The organism is Deinococcus seoulensis (assembly GCF_014648115.1).
GTDB lineage: Bacteria > Deinococcota > Deinococci > Deinococcales > Deinococcaceae > Deinococcus > Deinococcus seoulensis.
The window spans coordinates 243,020-263,151 of the sequence record NZ_BMQM01000002.1 but is presented as its reverse complement, the minus strand read 5'-3'; the positions used below and the strand labels follow the sequence as shown (position 1 = coordinate 263,151).

Below are 20,132 nucleotides of genomic sequence, written 5' to 3'. Positions count from 1 at the left end.
CGTATGAGCGCCGCGCAGTCCACCACCCCCCCGCACGAGACCCAGCCCAGCGGAACGCAGCCCGTGCGGCTGATGGGCGTGCAGGCCCGCGCCGCCGCCCGCGTGCTGCGGTCGCTGCCCACCGCGCGCAAGGTCTCGGCGTTGCACGCCATTGCCGCCGGACTGCGCGCGAATGCTGCCGCCATCCTGGCCGCGAACGCACAGGACGTGCAGGCTGCCATTGAGGCCGGGCTGCCCGAGCCGATGGTGGCCCGCCTGCGCCTGGACGCCCGCATGCTGGACGGCATCGCCGCGGACGTGGAGGCCGTGTCGCGCCTGCCCGACCCGGTGGGCGAGACCACCCCCGCGCAGACCCAGCCGAGCGGCATCCGCGTCAGCACCCGGCGCGTGCCGCTGGGCGTGCTGGGCGTCATCTACGAGAGCCGCCCGAACGTGACCGTGGATGTCGCCGCGCTGGCCCTGATGAGCGGGAACGCCGTGATCCTGCGCGGCGGGAAGGAAACCGTGCGCAGCAACGCCGCGCTGGAAGCTGTCATTCACGCCGCGCTGCGGGCGCAGGGGCTCCCGGCGGACGGGGTGCAGGTCATCCGCGACCCGGCCCGCGAACGCATGCTGGAACTGCTGAAACTGGACGATCTGGTCGACGCGATCATCCCGCGCGGCGGGGCCGGACTGCACCGCTACTGCGTGGAGAACGCCACCGTGCCCGTCATCGTGGGCGGCATCGGCGTGGTGCACGTGTACCTCGATCCCAGCTTCACCCGCGACCCCGAGGACCGCGCGCGCGCCCTGGAGATCGTCCGGAACGCGAAGGTGCAGAAACCCAGCGCCTGCAACGCCCTGGACACCCTCCTGATCCACGAGGACGCCCTGGACGCCCTGCCGGACATCGCCCGCGACCTCCAGGCGCACGGCGTGACCCTGCGCACCGACCCGACCGCCCACGCGGCCCTGAGTGCCGCCGGGATCACCACCGACCCCGCCACGGACACCGACTACGGCACGGAATTCCTGGCCCTGACCGCCAGCGTGAAGACCGTCCCCTCCTTCGAGGACGCGCTGGACTTCATCGCCGCGCGCGGCAACCACACCGACGTGATCCTCACCCGCGACGAAGCCCAGGCGGGGCGATTCATTGAGGACGTGGACTCGGCGGCCGTGGTCGTGAACGCCAGCCCCCGCTTCAACGACGGCGGACAACTCGGCCTGGGCGCCGAGGTCGCCATCAGCACCCAGAAACTCCACGCCCGCGGCCCCATGGGCCTGCGCGAACTGACCACCACGAAATGGATCGTAGAAGGCAACGGCGAAGTAAGGATGTAGATGGTTGAAAGTTGATGGTTGATAGAGGGTCGGCTCCCTTCCATCAACCATCAACTATCGACCATCAACCTGCTACACCCCGAGCGGGACGTCCACGCCGAGTTCGGCCAGCACGGTGCGGATGGCCTGCGCGTCGATGCCGGTGCGGGCGTGGACGCTCTCGACGGTCGCGTGCTCCTGGAATTCGTCGGGGATGCCCAGGACGCGCACGGGGGTCCGGATGCCCTCGGCGTTCAGGAATTCCAGCACGGCGCTGCCGAAGCCGCCGACGACGGTGTTGTCCTCGACGGTGATGATCGCGCGGGCGGTGCGGGCCACGTCGCGCAGCATCGCCTCGTCCAGGGGTTTCACGAAGCGGGCGTTCACGACGCCCACGCCGTCCAGTCCGGCGGCGGCCTTCTGCGCGTACTCCAGGCCCTTGCCGCCCGCCAGGATGACCACGTCCGTGCCGTCCTGCACGCGTTCCCAGGTGCCCCACTCCAGTTCAGGCCAGGTGCCCTCCGGGACGGGGGTGGTGTTGCCGCGCGGGTAGCGGATCGCGAACGGGCCGTCGTGCGTCTGCGCGTACTTCAGCATGCCGCGCAGTTCCGCCGCGTCCCTCGGCAGGCCGATCCGCACGCCGGGAATGGAGCGCAGGAAACTCAGGTCGAACACGCCGTTGTGCGTCGCGCCGTCCGCGCCCACGATCCCGGCGCGGTCGATGGCGAACGTGACGTTCAGGTTCTCGATGGCCACGTCGTGCAGCACCTGATCGTACGCGCGTTGCAGGAACGACGAGTAGATCGCCACGACCGGGCGCAGGCCCTGCAGGGCCATCCCGGCGGCAGCGGTCACGGCGACCTCCTCGGCGATCCCGACGTCCAGGTAGCGGTTCGGGTGCGCCTTCGAGTACCCGACCAGCCCGCTGCCCTCGCGCATGGCGGGCGTGATCACGAACGCGCGCGGGTCCTGCGCGGCCAGTTCGGTCATGGCGTCCCCGAAGGCGTTGCTCCACGAGTACGCCTTGCTGGCACTGAACTCCCCGGTCTGCGGGTCGAACTTGCCCGGGCCGTGCCAGTAGATCGGGTCGGCCTCGGCGTAGCTCAGGCCCTTGCCCTTGGTGGTCACGACGTGCAGGATGGTCGGCCCGTCCAGGTCCACCAGTCGCTCCATGAGCCACACGAGTTCCTGCACGTTGTGCCCGTCCACCGGGCCGACGTAGCGCACGCCCATCGCCGCGAAGGGGTTCACGCTGGCCGGGTCGAAGAAGTGCCGCGTGGAGCTCTTGGCGCGGCTCATGAAGCTGGCCAGGGGTTTGCTGACGGCCTCCATGGCCTTCTTGCCCGCGCCCTCGCCTTCCTGGAACCACTTCTGCACCTGCAGGCCGCGCATGAACTTGTTCATCGCGCCCACGTTCTCGCTGATGCTCATCTCGTTGTCGTTCAGGACGATCAGCATGCGGCGGTTCATGTCCCCGATGGTGTTCAGCGCCGCCAGCGCCATGCCGCCCGTCAGGCTGCCGTCCCCGATCACGGCCGCGACCTTGTAGTCCTGGCCCAGTGCGTCGCGGGCCATGGCCATGCCCAGCGCGTTCGCGAGGCTGGTGCTGGCGTGCCCGACCGTGATCGCGTCGTGCGGGTTCTCGCTGACCTTGGTAAAGCCGCTCAGGCCGCCCTCCTTCTTGATGGTTGCCATCTGGTCACGGCGGCCCGTGAGGATCTTGTGCGCGTACGCCTGATGCCCCACATCGAACAGGATCCGGTCACGCGGCGAGTTCAGTACGTAATGCAGCGCCACGATCAGGTCCGTGGCCCCCAGTGAGGAGGCGAGGTGCAGGCCGCCCACCGAGCAGACGCGCACGATCTCGTCCCGCAGTTCCTGCGACAGCGCGGGCAATTGCTCACGCGACAGGCGCTTGAGATCGGCCGGGCTGTTCACGCGGTCCAGCAGGGGTGTGCCGGTACCGGACGGAAGGATGGATTCGGGACTCATTTACTGACCTCCTGGGCGAGCAGCGAAGTTCCGGGCGGTCAGCAGCAGCCCCTCGGGCGTGCGGACCTCCCCCACGAACGGCGTGAACCACAGTTGCTGCGTGGCGGGAAACAGGCCGCCCACCGTGTCGCTGATCTGACGGGTCACGACCCACACGTCGAACGTTCCGCCGGGCGTCTGCACGGTCCGGCGTTCCTGCACCACGTAACTGTAGGTCAGCAGGCCCTTTTTCTGCACGGCGCCGTCATCGCCGCTGATGGTGATCTCACTCTGGCCCTGCCAGGTCAGACCGGGCCGCCACGCACCCTCGGCCGGGTACTCCTGCCAGGGCGGGTCGAGCCGCACGTTCACGCCGGGCTTACGCAGCCCCAGCAACTGCACGCCGCCCGCGCTGACCGTGCGGAACCACGTCTGCTCCGCGCCGCGCCCCGCCAACTGGAACGACAGGACCTTCTGACCCGCGAACACCGTTGGCCCCAGCGACCGCAGCACGTACGGCGCGGTGCCCGCCGCCTCGCCCTCCAGCAGGTACGACCACGCCAGACCGCTCTCCAGCGGGTAGAACGACACGCCGGTCACGGGCGTACTGGCCTGCACCGTGCCCGGCTGCGTGGCCGCCGGAGCGCAGGCGCCCAGCAGCGCCGGAAACAGCAGCGCCGTGACGGCCGCCATCAGCCGCCGGGACGCCCGGCGCGGGTCGGGGTGCGGGTGGGAATGGGGGAGGCCGCGCATGGCCTTCAGGGTAAACCGCTTCATCCCGCCTATTCTGTCAGGAAACATGACATCTCCTTCATGGGAGGCCTGTGCGGCCCTGGCGGGCGCCCACCAGGGCCGCGCGGGCCGGAACCGCGTCCCAGCCGCGCCCAGGGCGCCACCGGGCAGCCAGGTGGAACGCGGCCTTCACGGGGCGTTCCCGGCGCAGGAACAGCCCGGCGGGCAGCGTTCCAGCCAGAAAAGGGGCGGGCAGGGACGCGGCCCCACCCACCCCGCACCGGAGGCGACGCTCAGCTCTTGTCGCCGGACACCTTGGCTTTCAGGGCGGCCATGGCGTCGTCGAGCGCCTGCCCGCGCCCCAGGTCCTTGAGCTGCGCGTCGAAGTCGTTCTCCTGGCGCAGTTCCTGCATGGCGCGGTTGCGATCCTCCATGCCGGAGACCTTCTGCTCCATCTCCTCGAAGGCGTCCATCGCGCCGCCCGCCCTGTCGAAACCCGAGACGCGGTCCAGGGTCGCCCCGGCCTGCGCGGTCTTCTGCCGGGCGGCCAGCAGGCTCTTCTTGCTTTCCATCTCGTCGATCTTGGCTTCCAGGGCACGCAACTGGGTTTTCAGCTGCTCGACGGTGCTGCTCTGCAACGCCAGTTGCTCCTCGAAACCCGCCGCGAGATCCTTGGCGTTCTGCGAGCGGCGCAGCGCCTCCCGCGCGAGGTCCTCGCTGCCGCCACGCAGCGCCTCCTCGGCCTTCTTCTCGTACTCGGCGGCCATGCGGCGGTTACTGCTGGCCTCGCGGTCCAGTTTGGCGTTCTGGCTCATGGCGTCGGCCACCTCGCTGCGGGCCTCGGCGTACGCGGCGCGCATGTCGCGCAGGGCCTGCTCGATGATCAGGCCGGGGTCCTCGGCGCGGCTGATCAGGTCGTTCACGTTGGCGCGCAGCAGTCGGGACAGTCGGTCAAGGATGCTCATGGTGGTTCCTCCTGGGAGTTCGGCCCGCCGCGTCCGCCGCAGGGCGGTCCGGGCACGCGGGCCAGTCGATGTGGGCTCGCCGCCTATCATGACGCGTTTACGCCCCCGGCAGGTGCGAACGACCCCCTCACGCGCAGAGCATGAAGGGGTCGTAAACGGTGCCGGTGCGTCCGCACCCGCCATTCAGGTCAGAACACGATGGGGCGCAGGCCCACGCTGTCGGCCCCGCACGCGACCGTCAGGTTACTGCCCGCCGGGGTCACGGTGCAGCCCAGGGCGCGCAGGCCAGCCAGCGGGAAGATCAGGTTCCGGCCGTCCGTGACGGGCGCCAGCGGCAGTTCCACGGTTCCCCCGGCGGTCTGCGCGGCCTTCTGCCCGGCCGTGACGGTCAGCAGGCCGTCGTCCTCGGTGCTCAGGCGGTACTTGCCGCCGCCCAGCGACGTGACCTTCACGACGCCCACCAGGTCGCTGCCCAGCACGTACGGCTGACCCTTCGTGACACCGGCCGGCACCGTGACCTTCGCGGCGGGAGCGGCGACCTTCAGGCTGTCCACGACAACCAGCGTTTCCCTGTCACCCAGCGGGCTGAGCAGCACGAACGCGTTCGCGGCGCTCCCGGCGGCCGGGGCGGCCGTCAGCACGCTGGACTTCCCGGTGGTCTTCCACTCGCCTGCCCGCGCGCCCAGTTTGCCTTTCAGCAGGGCGCGCAGCGTGCCCGCCCCGGACTGCGAGTACACGCACACGGCGTTCGCGCTGAGCTTCAGGGACGCCGGGCAGCTGATGATCCGGCCCGTCACGGCGGCACTCACCTCGACTGCCAGCGCGCTGACCGGGCGGCTGGTGGCCGACGACGCACCCTTGACCGGTGCGGCCGGAGTGGTGGCGGGGGCCGCTGCCGGGGCGGTCTGCGCCAGCGCCGCAGAGGACAGCAGCGCGCCCAGCAGCAGGGCGGAGCGCGGGGAGACACGAGGGAACACACGAAGCGAGAACACCTTGGAAGGCAACCCCGAACGCGGGGCAGAAAGCAGGCTTGAACGCATGACCGCATGCTATGGCCGCAGCATGAGGGGCGACTATGAGGAGCGACCAGAAGACGCGCGACCCTGGTGACCCCTGCCGGGGCGGTGCTAGCCTGCGCGGGTGACGCGCTCCGGACTGCAAGACACCATCGCCGCCATCGCCACCGCGCCCGGCAGCGCCGGGGTGGGCATCGTGCGCGTCAGCGGCCCGGACGCCCTGCGCGTCGCGGACGGCCTGTTCCGGGGACGGCGCGCCCCGTCCCGCACGCCCGGCGGCCGCTTCCTGTTCGGGCACCTGACCGGCGAGACCGGCGAGATTCTCGACGAGGGCCTGTGCCTGATCTTCAGAGGGCCGCGCAGCTACACCGGCGAGGACGTCGCCGAACTCCAGACGCACGGCAGCCCCGCCGTGCTGGCCCGCGTGCTGGCCCGCACCCTGGAACTCGGCGCGCGCCCCGCCCGCCCCGGCGAGTTCACGCTGCGCGCCTACCTGAGCGGCCGCCTGGACCTCGCGCAGGCCGAGGCGGTCCTGAACCTGATCGAAGCGCAGACCGACGCCGCCCGCCGCCAGGCCACCCTCGGCCTGACCGGCGCCCTGGCAGGACGTGTCGAGCGGGTCGCCGTGAACGTCACCCGCACCCTCGCCGCCCTGCAGGCCATGCTGGACTACCCCGAGGAAGGCGTGCCCGACGAGGACCGCGCCCAGCCACTCACGGCCGCCGAGCACGACCTGACCGAACTGCTCCGCACCGCCCGCGCCGGACAGGTCGCCACGCGCGGCGCCCGCCTCGCCCTGATCGGCCGCCCCAACGCCGGTAAGAGCAGCCTCCTGAACGCCCTGGTCGGCTTCGAGCGCAGCATCGTCACGCCCGTCGCCGGAACCACCCGCGACTACCTCGAGGAAGGCCTGGAACTCGCCGGGGTGCCCGTCACGCTCGTCGATACCGCCGGCATCCGCGACACCGACGACGCCATCGAGGCCGCCGGGGTCCGGCAGGCCGTCACGCTGGCCGCCGCCGCCGACCTGATCCTGATCCTCGAGGACGGCAGCGCCCCCCGCGAACCCCTGCCCGTCACCCTGAACCTCCCCCCGCACGGCGGCCCCCGCGTCATCCGGGTGCGCACCAAGGCCGACCTGAACCCCGCCTGGACCGACCCCGGCGCCCTGAACGTCAGCGCCGTCACCGGAAACGGCCTGCCGGAACTGCGTGAAGCCATCCGCGCCGCGCTGCTCGGCGACGCCGCACGCGGCGAGGCGTGGCTGACCACCGAACGGCAGGCCGACGCCGCCCGCCGCGCCCTGAACCACATCCAGGCCGCCGCGCACGCCCCGGACGACCTCGCCAGCTACGAACTCGAAGAAGCCCTGCGCGCCCTGGCCGAACTGACCGGCCGCGACGTGCAGGAAGACATCGTGGACGCCGTGTTCCGCAACTTCTGCGTCGGGAAGTAGCGGGAAGCAGATGGAAAGCTGAAGGTGGGGCGTTCCAACTGAACCGGAACGCCCCACCTTCAGCTGTTACCTGCTCCTGCTCGCATCCGCTCGGACCCAGCGGCTTTGTAAGCCATTCAATCGGAGTCCATCATTCGGATTCCGTCTGTTTCGCTGACAACCCGGAACTTCACCGGCTCTGTTAGCTCCACGTCCGGAACCCGTTTTTCTCCTACTCGCATCCGCTCGGATTGAACGGTCTTTGCAGCCCATTCAATCGGAGTCCGTATCACATGTTATGCAGCACGTTCATGATGTCACCGTCTTTCATGACGTAGTCCTTGCCTTCGGTGCGGACCCAGCCCTTGCTCTTGGCGGCGGCCCAGCCTCCGGCCTCGACCATCTTGTCCCACTCGATGACCTCGGCGCGAATGAAACCGCGTTGCAGATCGCTGTGGATCTCGCCGGCCGCTTCGGGGGCGGTCTCGCCGCGGCGGATGGTCCACGCGCGGACTTCCTTCTCGCCGCTGGTGATGAAGGTCATCAGGCCCAGCGTCTCGTACCCGACCTTCACGAGCTGATCCAGGCCGCTTTCCTGCACGCCCAGTTCGTCGAGGAACATGCGGGCGTCCTCTTCGGGCATCTCGGAGAGTTCACCCTCGATCTGCGCGCTGATCTTCACGACCTGCGCGCCCTCGGCGGCGGCGTACTCGCGGACCTTCAGGACGTGCTCGTTGTCCTGCGTCAGGTCGTCCTCGCCGACGTTTGCCACATAGATGACGGGTTTGGTGGTGATCAGCCCGAATTCCTTGGGAATGGGCGCGTCGTACGTGCCGGCACGGGCGGGTTTGCCCTCGCCCAGCACGGCAATGATCTGCTCGGCCAGCGCCGCCTGCTCCTTGGCGTCCTTGTCGTTCCCCTTGGCTTTCTTCTGGAGGTTCTGGAGGCGTTTTTCCAGGCCGCCGAGGTCCGCGAGGATCAGTTCGGTGTTGATGGTCTCGATGTCGTCGATGGGGTCCACGCGGCCCGCCACGTGAATGACGTTCCCGTCCTCGAAGCAGCGGACGACGTGCGCGATGGCGTCCGCCTCGCGGATGTTCGCCAGGAACTGGTTGCCCAGCCCCTCGCCCTGACTGGCGCCCTTGACCAGACCGGCGATATCCACGAACTCCACGAAGGTCGGGATGATCGGTGGGACGCGCTCACCCTTGGTGAACACGCGGCTCAGCGCGGCGAGGCGCTCGTCGGGCACCGTGACTCGGCCGACGTTCGGTTCGATGGTCGCGAACGGGTAGTTCGCGGCGAGCGCTCCGGCGCGCGTGATGGCGTTGAACAGCGTGCTTTTCCCGACGTTCGGCAGACCCACAATTCCAATAGCAAGACCCATGATTTCGACTCCTTCACCCGCCACTCGTGCGCGGGGCAACCCTGAGAGTTTACCGCAGTTCCCCGCAGGCGCACCGGACGACCGGCGCGGCGCTGATACGGATTCCGTTTGAATGGGCTGCAAAGACCGCTGGGGCCGAGCGGATGAGGTCAGCACACTGCGTTGACCGCGCAGGTACCGTGTCGATCAACTGCGCGGCGCTTCGACGTGCTCAGGGGCGCGTGGCGAGCAGATCCTCGCGGTCGCAGGCGCGGCCGTTGTGGTTCAGGTCGCGCGCGGCGCTGTAGGTTCCCTCGCTGCGGCGCAGGTCCTTCAGGCCCAGGGGGACCAGCACGGCGCAGTCGCCTTTCAGGTCCACGGTGGGCCGCATGACCCAGCCGCGCAGGTCGTTGCCGGGCACGCTGACCTCGCACCAGCGTTCGAAGCAGCGGTGCAGGGTCACGGCCCGGCGGGCGGGCAGCAGTTGCAGTTTCGGCGAGCGTGGGTCGGGTCTGGTGTACCACGTCGTCTGAACGGTCACCCACGCGGCGGTCGGGGTGGGCGGCGCGGCCAGGTTCAGTGCGGCCAGTGTGGTGATGGCGCGGGGCGGGTCAACCCTGGCGGCAGTGGTCGGGCTCTGTGTGTGCAGGGTCAGCGCGGACACGCCGCACCCCACGGTGATCAGCGCCGTCAGCGCAGCGCGGCGGCGTGTGGCACGGTCCCTGAGCGGCCCCATTCGACTCTGACTGTAATGCAGTGACGGGTGCAGGGGCCAGCCCTTCCCCCCACCGCACCCCCCCTTCAGGCCGTGTGGGAGGGCGCGGGCACGGTCGAGGAAGGCGCGGGGTCGGTCAGGGCCGGGAGGGTCACGGTGAAGCGCGCCCCGCCCAGGCTGGCGCTGCCCGACAGGTGCGCCGCGCCGCCGTGCGCGTCGGCCAGGGCCCGCACGATCGCCAGGCCCAGGCCGCTGCCGCCGGTGTCGCGGGTGCGGCTGCTGTCCAGGCGGGTGAAGCGCGTGAACACCGCCTCGCGGCTGTCCTCGGGCACGCCGGGGCCGTCGTCCTCGACGTGCAGCAGCGCCTGACCCTGCACCGCCTCGATCTGCACGCTGACGCGGCTGCGCGCGTGCCGCAGGGCGTTGTCCACGAGGTTGGTGGTGATCTGCCGCACCCGCACCGGGTCCCCGTGGATCAGGGTCTCGGTCGCCTGCACGCTGAGCGTCACCTGCCGCGCCGAGGCGCGGTCCTGCAGGTCGCGGACCACGTCGCGGCCCAGCGCGCCCAGGTCCAGCGGGCGGGGGTCCAGGGCCAGGCTGCCGCCCTCGGCGAGCGTGATGGTCCGCAGGTCCCCGACCAGCCGGGTCAGCAGTTGCGTCTGGGTGCTCAGCAGCGCGATCTGCTCGGTGTTCAGCGGGTACACGCCGTCCTCCAGGGCGTCCAGGCGGGCCTGCATGACCGCGATGGGCGTGCGCAGTTCGTGCGCGATGTCCGCGACGGCCTGCTGCCGCTCCTGCTCCAGCTGTTGCAGGTTCTCGGCCATCTCGTTGAAGCTCTGCGCCAGGGCCGCCATTTCACGCTCGCCGCTCTGCATGGGCGCGCGGGCGCCCAGGTCACCGCCGGCCAGCCGGGACGCCGCGCGCGACACGGCCGACACCGGCTGCGCGATCCGCCGGGCCAGCAGCCACGCCAGCAGCGCCGAGGCCGTCACGGCGAGTGCGCCCACCTGCACGAGGCTGCGCTGGATGTCCCGCACGAAATCCTGCGAGCGGTTCGGCACGTCACGCGGCTGGTCCCGCAGTCCGCGTGGGCGGCGGCCCTGCGTGACCTCGGCCTGCTCGCCGCTGGGCAGGGCGATCACGCCGTTCACGTCCGGGCTGCTCTGACCGGGTTCCAGGAAGGGGTCCACGATCATCCCGGTGCGGATCTCCGGGACGGGCGGCGTCGGGACGATCACCTCGCCGCGGTGCAGGGCCGCCTGCCGCTCGCGCATGGCGAGCTTGATGTCGTCGGGCAGTCGGTCCACCTGCCGCTGCACGACCAGGTTCGAGAACACCAGCACGCTCCCCACCGACACGCCCACGACCAGCAGCATCGCCAGCAGCAGCGTCACGGCCAGCGGGCGGCGGCTGCGCTGCCACGCCCAGCGGCGCCCGCCGGCCGGCGCGGCGGGAGGGCGCGTGCCCGCCTGTGGGCGGGGAGGGGGGCGGGTCACGCCCCGGCTTCCAGGCGGTAGCCGACGCCGCGCACCGTGTGCAGCAGGCCGCTGGCGTTCACGGCTTCCAGTTTGCGGCGCACGCTGGCCAGGTGGGCGTCCACGACGCGTTCCAGGGCGTCGCTGTCCGGCAGGGCCGCCGCGAGCAGTTCCTCGCGCGAGAACGCCCGGCCCGGCGATTCGGCCAGTTGCGACAGCAGCCGGAACTCGGCCGGGGTGAGGTTCAGGGTCTCGCCGTTCACGCGGATCACGAAGGCGCGCCTGTCCACTTCCAGCGGCCCGACCCGCACCGGGCGTTCGGTGTCCTCGACCGCGGCAGTCGCGCGGCGCAGCACGGCCCGCACGCGCGCCATGACCTCGCGCGGCCGGAACGGCTTGACGACGTAATCGTCCGCGCCGAGTTCCAGTCCCACGATCTGATCGGTCTCCTCGGCGCGGGCGGTGACCAGGATCACGGGCGTGGCGCTGTCGGCCCGCACGGTGCGCAGCACGTCCAGGCCGCTGCGGCCGGGCAGCATGACGTCCAGCAGGATCAGGTCCGGGTTCAGGGCGCGGAAGGCGTGCAGGGCGGCGTTTCCGTCGGCGGCGCGTTCGGTGCGGTAGCCTTCCTGCCGCGCGTAGGCTTCGAGGACCTCGGCCAGTTGCGGTTCGTCCTCGACAATCAGGATCAGGGCGTTCATGCCTGCATGGTAGGTGAGGTACGTGAAGGACGGGCGAAGCGATCCGGGGAACTTTTCGGGCGTTCCGGGGCGTTCCTGACGTCCTGGGCGGTGTCCGGGCGCCTTCGACAAATCTTCATGGAGGCTGCGCGGAGTCTTCGCGGGCCGCCGCCACACTCGGGGCATGAAGTTCATTCCTGCCCGTCCGTCCCGCCGTGGGTTGCCGCTGGCCCTGGCCCTGAGCGCCGCGCTGGCCGCGGCGTCCGGGCCTGCACTGGCACAGGCCCAGGCCACGCCGCCCACACAGCCGCCCGCGCAGTCGTCCACACAGCCGCCCGCGCAGTCGTCCACACAGTCGTCCGCGCAGCCACCTGCCTCCCAGCCCGCCGAACCACTGCCCTACACGCTGGAGCAGGCGTACGCGCAACTCGCCGGGGCGCCCAGCGTGACCCGCGCCGCCCTGAGCGTGCAGGTCGCGCAGCAGAACCTGGAGGCCGCCCGCAGCGCCCTGGGCCTGACCGTTAGCGTGAACGGCAACGCCAGTTACGTGGGCAGCGGCGCCGGGACCACCAGTGACGGCGCGGCCACCACGACCGCCTCCAGCCTCGGCGGGAACGCCGGGGTCAGCGTCAGCCTGGGCCTGCTGCCCTGGTCGAACAACCAGAGTGGCCTGCGCGCCTCGGAACGCAGCCTCGCCCTGGCCCGCGCGACCCTGCAGGAAGCGCAGCGCAGCGCCCGCCTGAACGTCACGCAGGCGTACTTCGACGCGGTGCTGGCCACGCAGGACGTGCAGATGGGCGCGCAGACGGTCGCGCTGCGCGCCCGGCAGCTTCAGGTGGCGCAGGCGCAGGACGCCGCCGGGAACGCCGCGCCCGAGGCAGTCCTGAGCGCCCAGGCGGCCCTGCAGGCGGCGCAGTCGGCCGCCGCGCAGGCGCAGGGCACGCTGGACACCGCGCAGCGCACGCTGGAATCCGCGCTGGGCGTCAGCCTGGGCCGCGTGACGTTCAGCCCCCCCGCCCAGGCGACCCTGACCCTGCCGGACCTGGGTGCCCTGGTCGCCCGCGCCCGCACCGGCCGCGCCGACGTGATCAGCGCGCAGAACACCCTGGCCGCCGCGCAGGACACCCTGGACACAGCCCAGCGGGACGCCACCCTGCCGGACCTGACCGCCAGCGTCGGCTACGGCGGCGGCAGCGCCGGAACGCTCAGCACCAGCCTGAACCTGAAGCAGGGCACCCTGAGCAGCGCCTACAGCGTCCCGGTCGGCAGCAGCTCTGGCAGCGCGTCCGGGCGCCTGACCGCCAGCCTCAGCGGCTCGTACGTCGTGTACTCCCCGGCGCAGCGCGCCAGCCTCAGCGCCGACCAGGCGGCCGTGACGCAGGCGGCGCTGTCCCTGACCGTCGCGCAGCAGAACGTGGAACTCGACGTCCGCAGCCGCTTCATTGCCGCGCAGCAGGCCCTGACCGCCGTGCAGACCCGCAAGACGCAGGTGCAGGTGGCGCAGCAGCAACTCGCGACCGCGCAGGCCCGCGTGCAGGCCGGAACCGCCACCCCCGACGACGTGCAGAGCGCCGAACTGACCCTCGCGCAGGCGCAACGTGACCTGCTGTCCGCCCGCCTGAGTGCCCAGACCACCCTGATTCAACTCGACAACGCCGCCGGAGGCCCCCAATGACGAACCCCACCCCCACGCCCGCCCGCCCCCGCACTGCCCACCCCCGCCGCCTGCACCTGCTGAGCGCCGCGCTGCTGCTGGCCGTCACCCCGGCCGCCAGCGCCCAGAGCACGCAGACCATCAGCGGCGGCACTGCCGTGACCGCCGCCCTGAAGACCGGGGCCGACGTGAACACCGCGCAGGCCAACCTGACCAAGGCGCAGGCCGCCAACCGCGCCGCGCAGGCCGACCCCGCCACCCTGGTCACCGGGAAACTGAACGCGAAGAACGCCGAGACGCTGGCCCAGGCGCAACTCCGGGCCGCCAGACTCGCCGCCCTTCAGAACACCATCGGCGCGTACAACGCCCTGCTCGAAGCGCAGGAGAACGTGGAACTCCAGACCCTGCAGACCCAGGTGGACCAGAAGGCCGCGCAGGTCGCGCAGGTGAAACTGGGCATCGGGAACGCCACCACCCTGGACGTGCAGAACGCGCAGAACACCCTGAGCGGCAGCCAGCAGACCCTCGCCGACGCCCGCGCGCAGGTGAACCTCGCCGCCGCGAAACTCGGCACGCTGACCGGGCTGGGCAGCGCCGTGCGCGCGGGCAGCGTCATCAACGCCCCCAAACTGGGCGTCACCCTGAGCACCCTGCAGGGCAACCTGGGCGGCCTGAGCAGCCTCGTGAGCGCCGCGAACGACCTGAGCAGCGCCCAACTGACCGTGAAACTCGCCGACAACGACTTCACGCCCGCCCGCACCCTCCAGGACGCCCGCACCGCCCTGGCGAACGCGCAGCGCGCCGCCGACACCGCCAGCAAGAACGCACAGCAGACCCTGGCCAGCGCCTACCAGAACGCCCAGAACGCCGCCGAACTGCTGAGCGTCGCGCAGAGCCGCGAGGCCGCCGCCCTGAAAACCTACACGCAGGACAGCGCCCGCCTGAAAAGCGGCACCATCAGCGCCGTCGAGTTGCAGGGCACGCAACTGACCCTTAAGAAAGCCCAGTTCAGCCGCCTTCAGGCGCAGAACAACGTCACCGAGGCGCTGGCGGCGCTGTCCGTCGCCGCCGGGCAGAACCTGACCGGCATCGGGGGAACGCTGTGAGCGCCGCGTCCGCACGCCCGGCCCGCCCGGCACGCCGCGCCCGCTGGCCCTGGATCGTGGGTGGCCTGCTGCTGATCGGCGCGGTCGGCGGGACCGTCGCGTACCGCGCCAGCAACGCCGACACCGCCCAGGCCGTCGCCACGACCAGCACCGCCCGCGCGCAGCAGGGCGTGATCCGCGTGTCCGTCAGCGGTCCCGGCACGCTGGAAGCCGCGCAGACCCGCACGGTCGGCGCGGACCTGACCGCCACGGTCGGCGCGGTCCCGGCCGTCGGGGAGCGCGTCACGCGGGGGCAACTGATCACCACCCTCAGCAGCGACACCGTCGAGCAGAACGTGGCGTCGGCGCAGCTAAACCTCGACAAGGCCCGCGCCGGACTGGACGCCACGCGCGCCTCGCAGGCCAGCAGCGCCGCGCAGCGCCAGAGCAGCGTCACCGGCGCCCAGAATTCCCTCACGCAGGCGCAGCAGACCCTCACGGACGCCCAGCGCACCCTGAACGGCCAGCAGCAACTGGCGGCCATCGGGGCACTCAGCGCCTCGGCCCTGGCGGACGCGCAGTCAGCCGTCCTGAAAGCCCAGCAGAGCGTGGACAGCGCCCGCGCCAGCCTGAGCGCCGCGCAGACCCAGGCGGGCACGGGCGGCACCAGCGACGCCCAGAACCTCCGCAGTCAGGAGATCGCGGTGCAGCAGGCCCAGGAAAGCCTGAAGGCCGCGCAGCAGGACCGCGCCGACCTGAAGGTGTACGCACCCATCACCGGGGTGGTCAGCACCGTCACCGCCACCGAGGGCACCGTCGTGAACAGCGGCGCGACCATCCTGACCGTCCTGGACGACACCACCCTGAACCTGCCCGTGCAGATCGACGAGACCGAGATCGCCGGCGTGCAGGCCGGACAGACCGCCGAGGTCACCCTGGACGCCTTCGACGGGCAGACCTTCACGGGCAAGGTCGTGCGCGTCTCGCCCGGCGCAACCCAGAGCAGCGGCATCAGCGTGTTCACCGCCACCGTGGGGCTCCCCAACCCCGACGGGCAGCTGCGCGCCGGAATGACCGCCGAGGCCGAGATCATCCAGAGCGAGGAAACCGGCCTGCTCGTGCCGAGCAAGGCCATTCAGACCGTGCGGGGCCGCAGTTACGTGGAACTGCCCGCCGGGCAGGGCGCGGAACCCGAACGCATCCGCGTGGAGACCGGCGCGACCGACGGCACGAACACGGTCATCACCAGCGGCCTGGAAGCCGGACAGCAGGTCGTCGTGCCCGGCGCGGCCCGCACCACCGGTACGGGCAGTGGGAACCGTCAGAACAGCCAGGGCGGTTTCGGGACGGGCGGCCCGCCTGCCGGCGGCTTCGGCGGGGGCGCGCCGTGAGTGCCGCGCAGACCGCCGGTCCGGTCGTGGACATCCGCGACGTGCGCAAGGTGTACGAGCAGGGCGACGTGATCTTCGAGGCCCTCAAGGGCGTCAGCGTGCAGATCGCGCAGGGCGAGATGGTCGCCCTGATGGGCCCCTCGGGCAGCGGCAAGACCACCCTGATGCAGGTCATCGGGCTGCTCGACCGGCCCAGCAGCGGCTCGTACCGGCTGGCCGGGCGGGACGTGACCACCCTCAGCGAGAACGAACGCGCCGAGGCCCGCAACACCGACATCGGTTTCGTGTTCCAGGCCTTTCACCTGCTGCCGCGCCTGAGTCTCGTCGAGAACGTCGAGGTGCCCCTCACGTACGCCGGCGTGCCGCCCCGCGAACGCCGCGAGCGGGCCATGCAGGTCCTGGGGCGCGTGGGACTGGCCGACAAGGCCCGCAACCTGCCCAGCCAGATCAGCGGCGGGCAGAAACAGCGTGTGGCCGTCGCCCGCGCCCTGGCGGGCAGCCCGCGCCTGCTGCTGGCCGACGAACCCACAGGCAACCTCGACACCCGCACCAGCGAGGAGGTCATGGCCCTGTTCGGCGCCCTGCACGCCGAGGGCACCACCGTCGTGATCGTCACGCACGAGGACGACATCGGCGCGTACGCCGAGCGGGTCATCCGCGTGCGTGACGGAGTGATCGAATCCGACCGCCGCCAGACGCCCCGCACGTCCATGCCTCACGCGCCCGCCCACACCGCGCCCCACCTGACCGGAGGGCAGCCGTGACCGCCGCCGACCAGCCCACCCCCGACCAGCCCACCATCGACCGCGCCGCGCCCGCCCCGGCCACTCCCCGGCGGGGCGGCGGTATCGGCCTGGGCGGCGCGTTCACCATCGCGTGGCGCGCCATCGTGGGCACCCCGCTGCGCTCGGTCCTGACGGCGCTGGGCGTGATCATCGGCGTGGCCGCCGTCGTCGCCCTGACTGCCATCGGGCAGGGCAGCACCGCCGGGGTCACCAAGAACCTCGAGAGTCTGGGCACCAACCTGCTGACCGTGCAGAGCGCCCGTGGCGGCGGCGGCGGCAGCCTGGTCCGCGCCGGCCCCCGGCAGACCGTCACCGTCAAGGACGCCGAGGCGCTGGCCGCCGCCTTCCCGGACCGCGTGGCGGGCGTGGCCCCCACCGTGAACAGCAACGTGCAGGCCAAGGTCGGCAGCGCCAACACCCAGGCCAGCGTGGTCGGCACCTGGCCCGCCTACGAGACGGTGCGCAACAGCCCGGTCGAGACCGGCGCGTACTTCACGGACGCCGACAACAGGAGCCGCAAACGCGTCGCCGTGATCGGCCATCAGGTCCTGACCGACCTGTGGGGCGAGGACGCGACGCCCGACCAGGCCATCGGGCAGAAGGTCCGACTGGGCAGCGTGTCCTTCACCGTGACCGGCGTCCTGCCCGACAAGGGCAACAGCGGCTTCGGGAACGCCAACAGTCAGGTGCTCGTGCCGCTCGGCACGTACCTGCAACGCTTCGCGCGGACCAACAGCGCGGGCGGCGAACCCACCGTCAGCAGCGTCTACCTCCAGGCAGTCAGCGCCGACGACCTCACCGCGCTTCAGGCGGACGTGACCGACCTGCTCAGCACCCGCCACGACCAGACCGACCCGGACAACCTCGACTTCCAGGTGCAGAACCAGGCGGACAGCCTCGCCAGCCTCAGCAGCGTGACCGGCACCCTGACCCTGCTCGTCGGCGCGATCGCCGGGATCAGCCTGCTCGTCGGCGGCATCGGCATCATGAACATCATGCTGGTGTCCGTCACGGAACGCACCCGCGAGATCGGCGTCCGCAAGGCCCTGGGCGCCAAGCCGCGCGACATCCTCACGCAGTTCCTGGTCGAGGCCAGCCTGCTGTCCATCGGCGGCGGCCTGATCGGCATGCTGCTCGGCGTGGGCGTGGCGTACCTGGGGAACCTCGCGGGCATCGCCCCGGTCTTCAGCCCGACCCCCATGATCGTCGCGTTCCTGTTCAGCGCGCTGGTCGGCGTGTTCTTCGGGTACTACCCGGCCGCCCGCGCCGCCCGCCTCGACCCCGTCGATTCCCTTCGTTACGAGTAACCCTCAAGGAGATCCACCATGAACAAGACCCTTCCCGCCCGCCTCGTTCCCGCCGCCCTCACCCTGACCGCCCTGACCCTGGGCGCCGCCTCGGCGCAGCAGACCGGCCAGCGCCAGATGACCCCGGAAATGCAGGCCCGCATGAAAGCCATGCAACCTATCACGGACCTCGCGCAGACCGTGCGCCTGCTCCCGGACCTCGAGAAGAACAGGGCCACCGCCCTGACCAAGGCGCAGGCCGCGCAACTGCTTCCCATCCTGACCACCCTTCAGAAGGCGGCGGCCGTGCAGCCCAACGACGCGAAGAAGTACCTCACGCAGATCGAGGATAAGATCCTGACCGCCAAGCAACTCACGGCGCTGGACGGCCTGTTCCTGAAAGCCGAGAAGGAACGCGAAGCGCAGCGCGCCCAGCGTCAGAGCAGCGGCCAGAACGCCGGAACCCGCATTCCCGGCCTGCCCGGCGGCGTGGGCGGCTTCGGCGGTAACCGCAGCGGCGGGCAGAACGCCCAGGGTCAGAACGGACAGGGCGGGCAGCCCGGACAGTTCAACCCCTTCAAACAGGAACGCACGGCCGAGCAGCTGAAAGCCTACGTGGCCCTGCTGAAGAAGAAGTAATACGCACTCCGATTAAGCAGGAGGCCCCCACCGCTGATACGGGTGGGGGCCTCCTGCCTGTGTCGCTTCAGCGGGTCATTCCCACTCGATGGTCGCCGGGGGTTTGCCCGTGATGTCGTACACCACGCGGTTGATCTCGTGGACCTGATTCACGATGCGGTTACTCATGGTCGCCAGGAAATCGTACGGCAGGCGTGCCCACTCGGCGGTCATGAAGTCGTCGGTGGTCACGGCCCGCAGCGCCGCCGTGAACGAGTACGTGCGCTCGTCGCCCATCACGCCCACCGACTGGATGGGCGTGAGGATCGCCAGCGCCTGCGAGCACCCGTCATACAGCCCGAACTCGCGCAGGCCGCTGATGAAGATGTCGTCCACGCGGCGCAGGATGTCCAGCTTCTCCTCGCTGATCGCGCCCAGGCAGCGGATCGCCAGCCCCGGCCCCGGGAAGGGGTGACGCATGCGCACGGCGTCCGGCAGGCCCAGCAGGCGCGCGATCTCGCGGACCTCGTCCTTGAACAGCGTGCGGAACGGCTCGACCAGCTTGAACGCGAGGTCGTCCGGCAGGCCGCCCACGTTGTGGTGGCTCTTGATGTTCGCGGCGCCCTCGCCCCCGGCGGACTCGATCACGTCCGGGTACAGGGTGCCCTGCGCCAGGAAGTCGAAGGGACCGTACTTGCGGGCCTCGCGTTCGAAGGCGCGGATGAACTCGCGGCCGATGATCTTGCGTTTCTGCTCGGGGTCGGAGACGCCGTCCAGGGCCGCCATGAATTCCGCGCGAGCGTCCACGGTGACGAGGTTCACGCCCAGCGGCAGCAGCGCCGCCTCGACCTGCTCGCGCTCACCGAGGCGCAGCAGTCCGTGGTCGATGAACACCGCCGTCAGTTTCTCCCCGACTGCCCTGGCCAGCAGCAGGCCCAGCGTGCTGGAGTCCACGCCGCCGCTGATGGCCAGCAGCACCCGGCCGTCCCCGACCTGAGCCTGCACGTCCGCGATCAGCTCGTCGATGATGTGCTCGGCCGTCCAGTCGCGCGTGACGCCGCAGATGTCCAGGAAGTTGCCCAGCAGTTGCCCGCCCTTGGGCGTGTGCACCACTTCCGGGTGGAACTGCACGCCGTAACGGCGCGTGAGGGCGTTCTCGATGGCCGTGACGGGCGTGTCGGCGGTCTGCGCGACGACCTCGTAGCCCTCGGGCAGCGCCGTGACCGAGTCGCTGTGGCTCATCCAGGCGACGAACTCGCCCTGAATCCCGGCGAACAGCTGCCCGCCGTAACTGGTCAGGTCGGCCTTGCCGTACTCGCGTTTCCCGGCGCGTTTCACGTCGCCGCCCGCCTGCTGCGCCAGGAACTGCATGCCGTAGCACACGCCCAGCACCGGCACGTCCAGGTCCAGCACGCCCGGCGCGGGTTTCGGGGCGTTCTCGTCGTACACGCTGCTGGGACCGCCCGACAGGACGATCCCCTGCGGGTTCTCCTGCATGATGCGTTCCAGCGGCGCGCTGCCGGGAAGGATCACGCTGTACGCCCCGAGTTCACGGAACCGCCGCGCGATCAGACGCGTGAATTGACTGCCGAAATCCAGAATGACAACGCTCATCACCCTGATTGTGTCACACGGACCTGCGAGAACACGGGAATC

The 20,132-nt window shown here is 70.9% G+C and carries 17 protein-coding genes; 8 read left to right on the top strand and 9 right to left on the bottom strand.

Annotation, left to right across the window (positions count from 1 at the left end; translation table 11 throughout):
* The first annotated feature begins 72 nt into the window (after positions 1-72).
* Positions 73-1,323: a glutamate-5-semialdehyde dehydrogenase gene (locus IEY70_RS03110; protein WP_189063580.1), complete on the top strand. Its 1,251-nt coding sequence runs from the start codon at positions 73-75 to the stop codon at positions 1,321-1,323.
* 72 nt (positions 1,324-1,395) lie between these two features.
* Here IEY70_RS03110 and dxs read toward each other — a convergent pair whose 3' ends face one another.
* The 4 genes from dxs to IEY70_RS03090 all read right to left on the bottom strand — a co-directional run bounded on the left by dxs (position 1,396) and on the right by IEY70_RS03090 (position 5,947).
* Positions 1,396-3,294 (bottom strand): 1-deoxy-D-xylulose-5-phosphate synthase, encoded by a 1,899-nt coding sequence (dxs, locus tag IEY70_RS03105; RefSeq protein ID WP_189063511.1) that lies wholly within the window; start codon positions 3,292-3,294, stop codon positions 1,396-1,398.
* The gene (locus IEY70_RS03100) at positions 3,295-4,026 is read right to left on the bottom strand and encodes a hypothetical protein (protein ID WP_229777580.1); all 732 of its coding nucleotides are present in this window, start codon (positions 4,024-4,026) and stop codon (positions 3,295-3,297) included. It abuts the gene before it with no gap.
* A 272-nt stretch (positions 4,027-4,298) separates the two neighbouring features.
* Entirely contained in the window at positions 4,299-4,970 is a 672-nt protein-coding gene (locus IEY70_RS03095) for a PspA/IM30 family protein (protein ID WP_189063510.1), read from the bottom strand.
* 188 nt (positions 4,971-5,158) lie between these two features.
* On the bottom strand, positions 5,159-5,947 hold the full coding sequence (locus IEY70_RS03090) for a hypothetical protein (protein ID WP_189063509.1): 789 nt from the start codon (positions 5,945-5,947) through the stop codon (positions 5,159-5,161).
* A 163-nt stretch (positions 5,948-6,110) separates the two neighbouring features.
* Here IEY70_RS03090 and mnmE point away from each other — a divergent pair, with 163 nt between their 5' ends.
* Positions 6,111-7,442, top strand: coding sequence for a tRNA uridine-5-carboxymethylaminomethyl(34) synthesis GTPase MnmE (gene mnmE, locus IEY70_RS03085; RefSeq protein WP_189063508.1), 1,332 nt, complete (start codon positions 6,111-6,113; stop codon positions 7,440-7,442).
* Between the two features lie 268 nt (positions 7,443-7,710).
* On the opposite strand, the gene ychF is transcribed toward mnmE, so the two are convergent.
* The 4 genes from ychF to IEY70_RS03065 all read right to left on the bottom strand — a co-directional run bounded on the left by ychF (position 7,711) and on the right by IEY70_RS03065 (position 11,678).
* Complete coding sequence (gene ychF, locus IEY70_RS03080; protein WP_189063507.1) at positions 7,711-8,808, bottom strand: redox-regulated ATPase YchF; 1,098 nt, start codon at positions 8,806-8,808, stop codon at positions 7,711-7,713.
* A gap of 211 nt (positions 8,809-9,019) precedes the next feature.
* Complete coding sequence (locus IEY70_RS03075; protein WP_189063506.1) at positions 9,020-9,451, bottom strand: hypothetical protein; 432 nt, start codon at positions 9,449-9,451, stop codon at positions 9,020-9,022.
* Between the two features lie 137 nt (positions 9,452-9,588).
* Positions 9,589-10,998, bottom strand: a complete 1,410-nt coding sequence (locus IEY70_RS03070) for a HAMP domain-containing sensor histidine kinase (protein WP_229777579.1) — start codon at positions 10,996-10,998, stop codon at positions 9,589-9,591.
* Positions 10,995-11,678 (bottom strand): response regulator transcription factor, encoded by a 684-nt coding sequence (locus IEY70_RS03065; RefSeq protein ID WP_189063505.1) that lies wholly within the window; start codon positions 11,676-11,678, stop codon positions 10,995-10,997. The genes IEY70_RS03070 and IEY70_RS03065 overlap by 4 nt, the downstream gene beginning before the upstream one ends.
* A 163-nt stretch (positions 11,679-11,841) precedes the next feature.
* On the opposite strand from IEY70_RS03065, the gene IEY70_RS03060 reads away from it, so the two are divergent.
* The 6 genes from IEY70_RS03060 to IEY70_RS03035 are packed head-to-tail and all read left to right on the top strand — an operon-like array spanning position 11,842 to position 18,497.
* The gene (locus IEY70_RS03060; RefSeq protein ID WP_189063504.1) at positions 11,842-13,332 is read left to right on the top strand and encodes a TolC family protein; all 1,491 of its coding nucleotides are present in this window, start codon (positions 11,842-11,844) and stop codon (positions 13,330-13,332) included.
* Entirely contained in the window at positions 13,329-14,417 is a 1,089-nt protein-coding gene (locus tag IEY70_RS03055; RefSeq protein WP_189063503.1) for a TolC family protein, read from the top strand. The genes IEY70_RS03060 and IEY70_RS03055 overlap by 4 nt, the downstream gene beginning before the upstream one ends.
* The gene (locus tag IEY70_RS03050; protein ID WP_189063502.1) at positions 14,414-15,787 is read left to right on the top strand and encodes an efflux RND transporter periplasmic adaptor subunit; all 1,374 of its coding nucleotides are present in this window, start codon (positions 14,414-14,416) and stop codon (positions 15,785-15,787) included. The genes IEY70_RS03055 and IEY70_RS03050 overlap by 4 nt, the downstream gene beginning before the upstream one ends.
* Positions 15,784-16,551, top strand: a complete 768-nt coding sequence (locus IEY70_RS03045; RefSeq protein ID WP_189063501.1) for an ABC transporter ATP-binding protein — start codon at positions 15,784-15,786, stop codon at positions 16,549-16,551. The genes IEY70_RS03050 and IEY70_RS03045 overlap by 4 nt, the downstream gene beginning before the upstream one ends.
* Positions 16,548-17,879: an ABC transporter permease gene (locus tag IEY70_RS03040; protein ID WP_229777578.1), complete on the top strand. Its 1,332-nt coding sequence runs from the start codon at positions 16,548-16,550 to the stop codon at positions 17,877-17,879. Before IEY70_RS03045 ends, IEY70_RS03040 begins: the two co-directional genes overlap by 4 nt.
* A gap of 18 nt (positions 17,880-17,897) precedes the next feature.
* On the top strand, positions 17,898-18,497 hold the full coding sequence (locus tag IEY70_RS03035; RefSeq protein WP_189063500.1) for a hypothetical protein: 600 nt from the start codon (positions 17,898-17,900) through the stop codon (positions 18,495-18,497).
* Positions 18,498-18,572: 75 nt separating this feature from the next.
* Here the strand turns inward: IEY70_RS03035 and guaA are convergent, their stop codons facing one another.
* On the bottom strand, positions 18,573-20,090 hold the full coding sequence (gene guaA, locus IEY70_RS03030) for a glutamine-hydrolyzing GMP synthase (protein WP_189063499.1): 1,518 nt from the start codon (positions 20,088-20,090) through the stop codon (positions 18,573-18,575).
* Positions 20,091-20,132 lie beyond the last annotated feature (42 nt).

What these genes read in the sequence shown, in the direction of transcription:
- guaA (WP_189063499.1), bottom strand. Translation starts at nt 20,090, where the DNA reads ATGAGCGTTGTCATTCTGGATTTCGGCAGTCAATTCACGCGTCTGATC.
- IEY70_RS03060 (WP_189063504.1), top strand. Translation starts at nt 11,842, where the DNA reads ATGAAGTTCATTCCTGCCCGTCCGTCCCGCCGTGGGTTGCCGCTGGCC.
- IEY70_RS03035 (WP_189063500.1), top strand. Translation starts at nt 17,898, where the DNA reads ATGAACAAGACCCTTCCCGCCCGCCTCGTTCCCGCCGCCCTCACCCTG.
- ychF (WP_189063507.1), bottom strand. Translation starts at nt 8,808, where the DNA reads ATGGGTCTTGCTATTGGAATTGTGGGTCTGCCGAACGTCGGGAAAAGC.
- IEY70_RS03055 (WP_189063503.1), top strand. Translation starts at nt 13,329, where the DNA reads ATGACGAACCCCACCCCCACGCCCGCCCGCCCCCGCACTGCCCACCCC.
- IEY70_RS03110 (WP_189063580.1), top strand. Translation starts at nt 73, where the DNA reads ATGGGCGTGCAGGCCCGCGCCGCCGCCCGCGTGCTGCGGTCGCTGCCC.
- IEY70_RS03100 (WP_229777580.1), bottom strand. Translation starts at nt 4,026, where the DNA reads ATGCGCGGCCTCCCCCATTCCCACCCGCACCCCGACCCGCGCCGGGCG.
- IEY70_RS03065 (WP_189063505.1), bottom strand. Translation starts at nt 11,678, where the DNA reads ATGAACGCCCTGATCCTGATTGTCGAGGACGAACCGCAACTGGCCGAG.
- IEY70_RS03095 (WP_189063510.1), bottom strand. Translation starts at nt 4,970, where the DNA reads ATGAGCATCCTTGACCGACTGTCCCGACTGCTGCGCGCCAACGTGAAC.
- dxs (WP_189063511.1), bottom strand. Translation starts at nt 3,294, where the DNA reads ATGAGTCCCGAATCCATCCTTCCGTCCGGTACCGGCACACCCCTGCTG.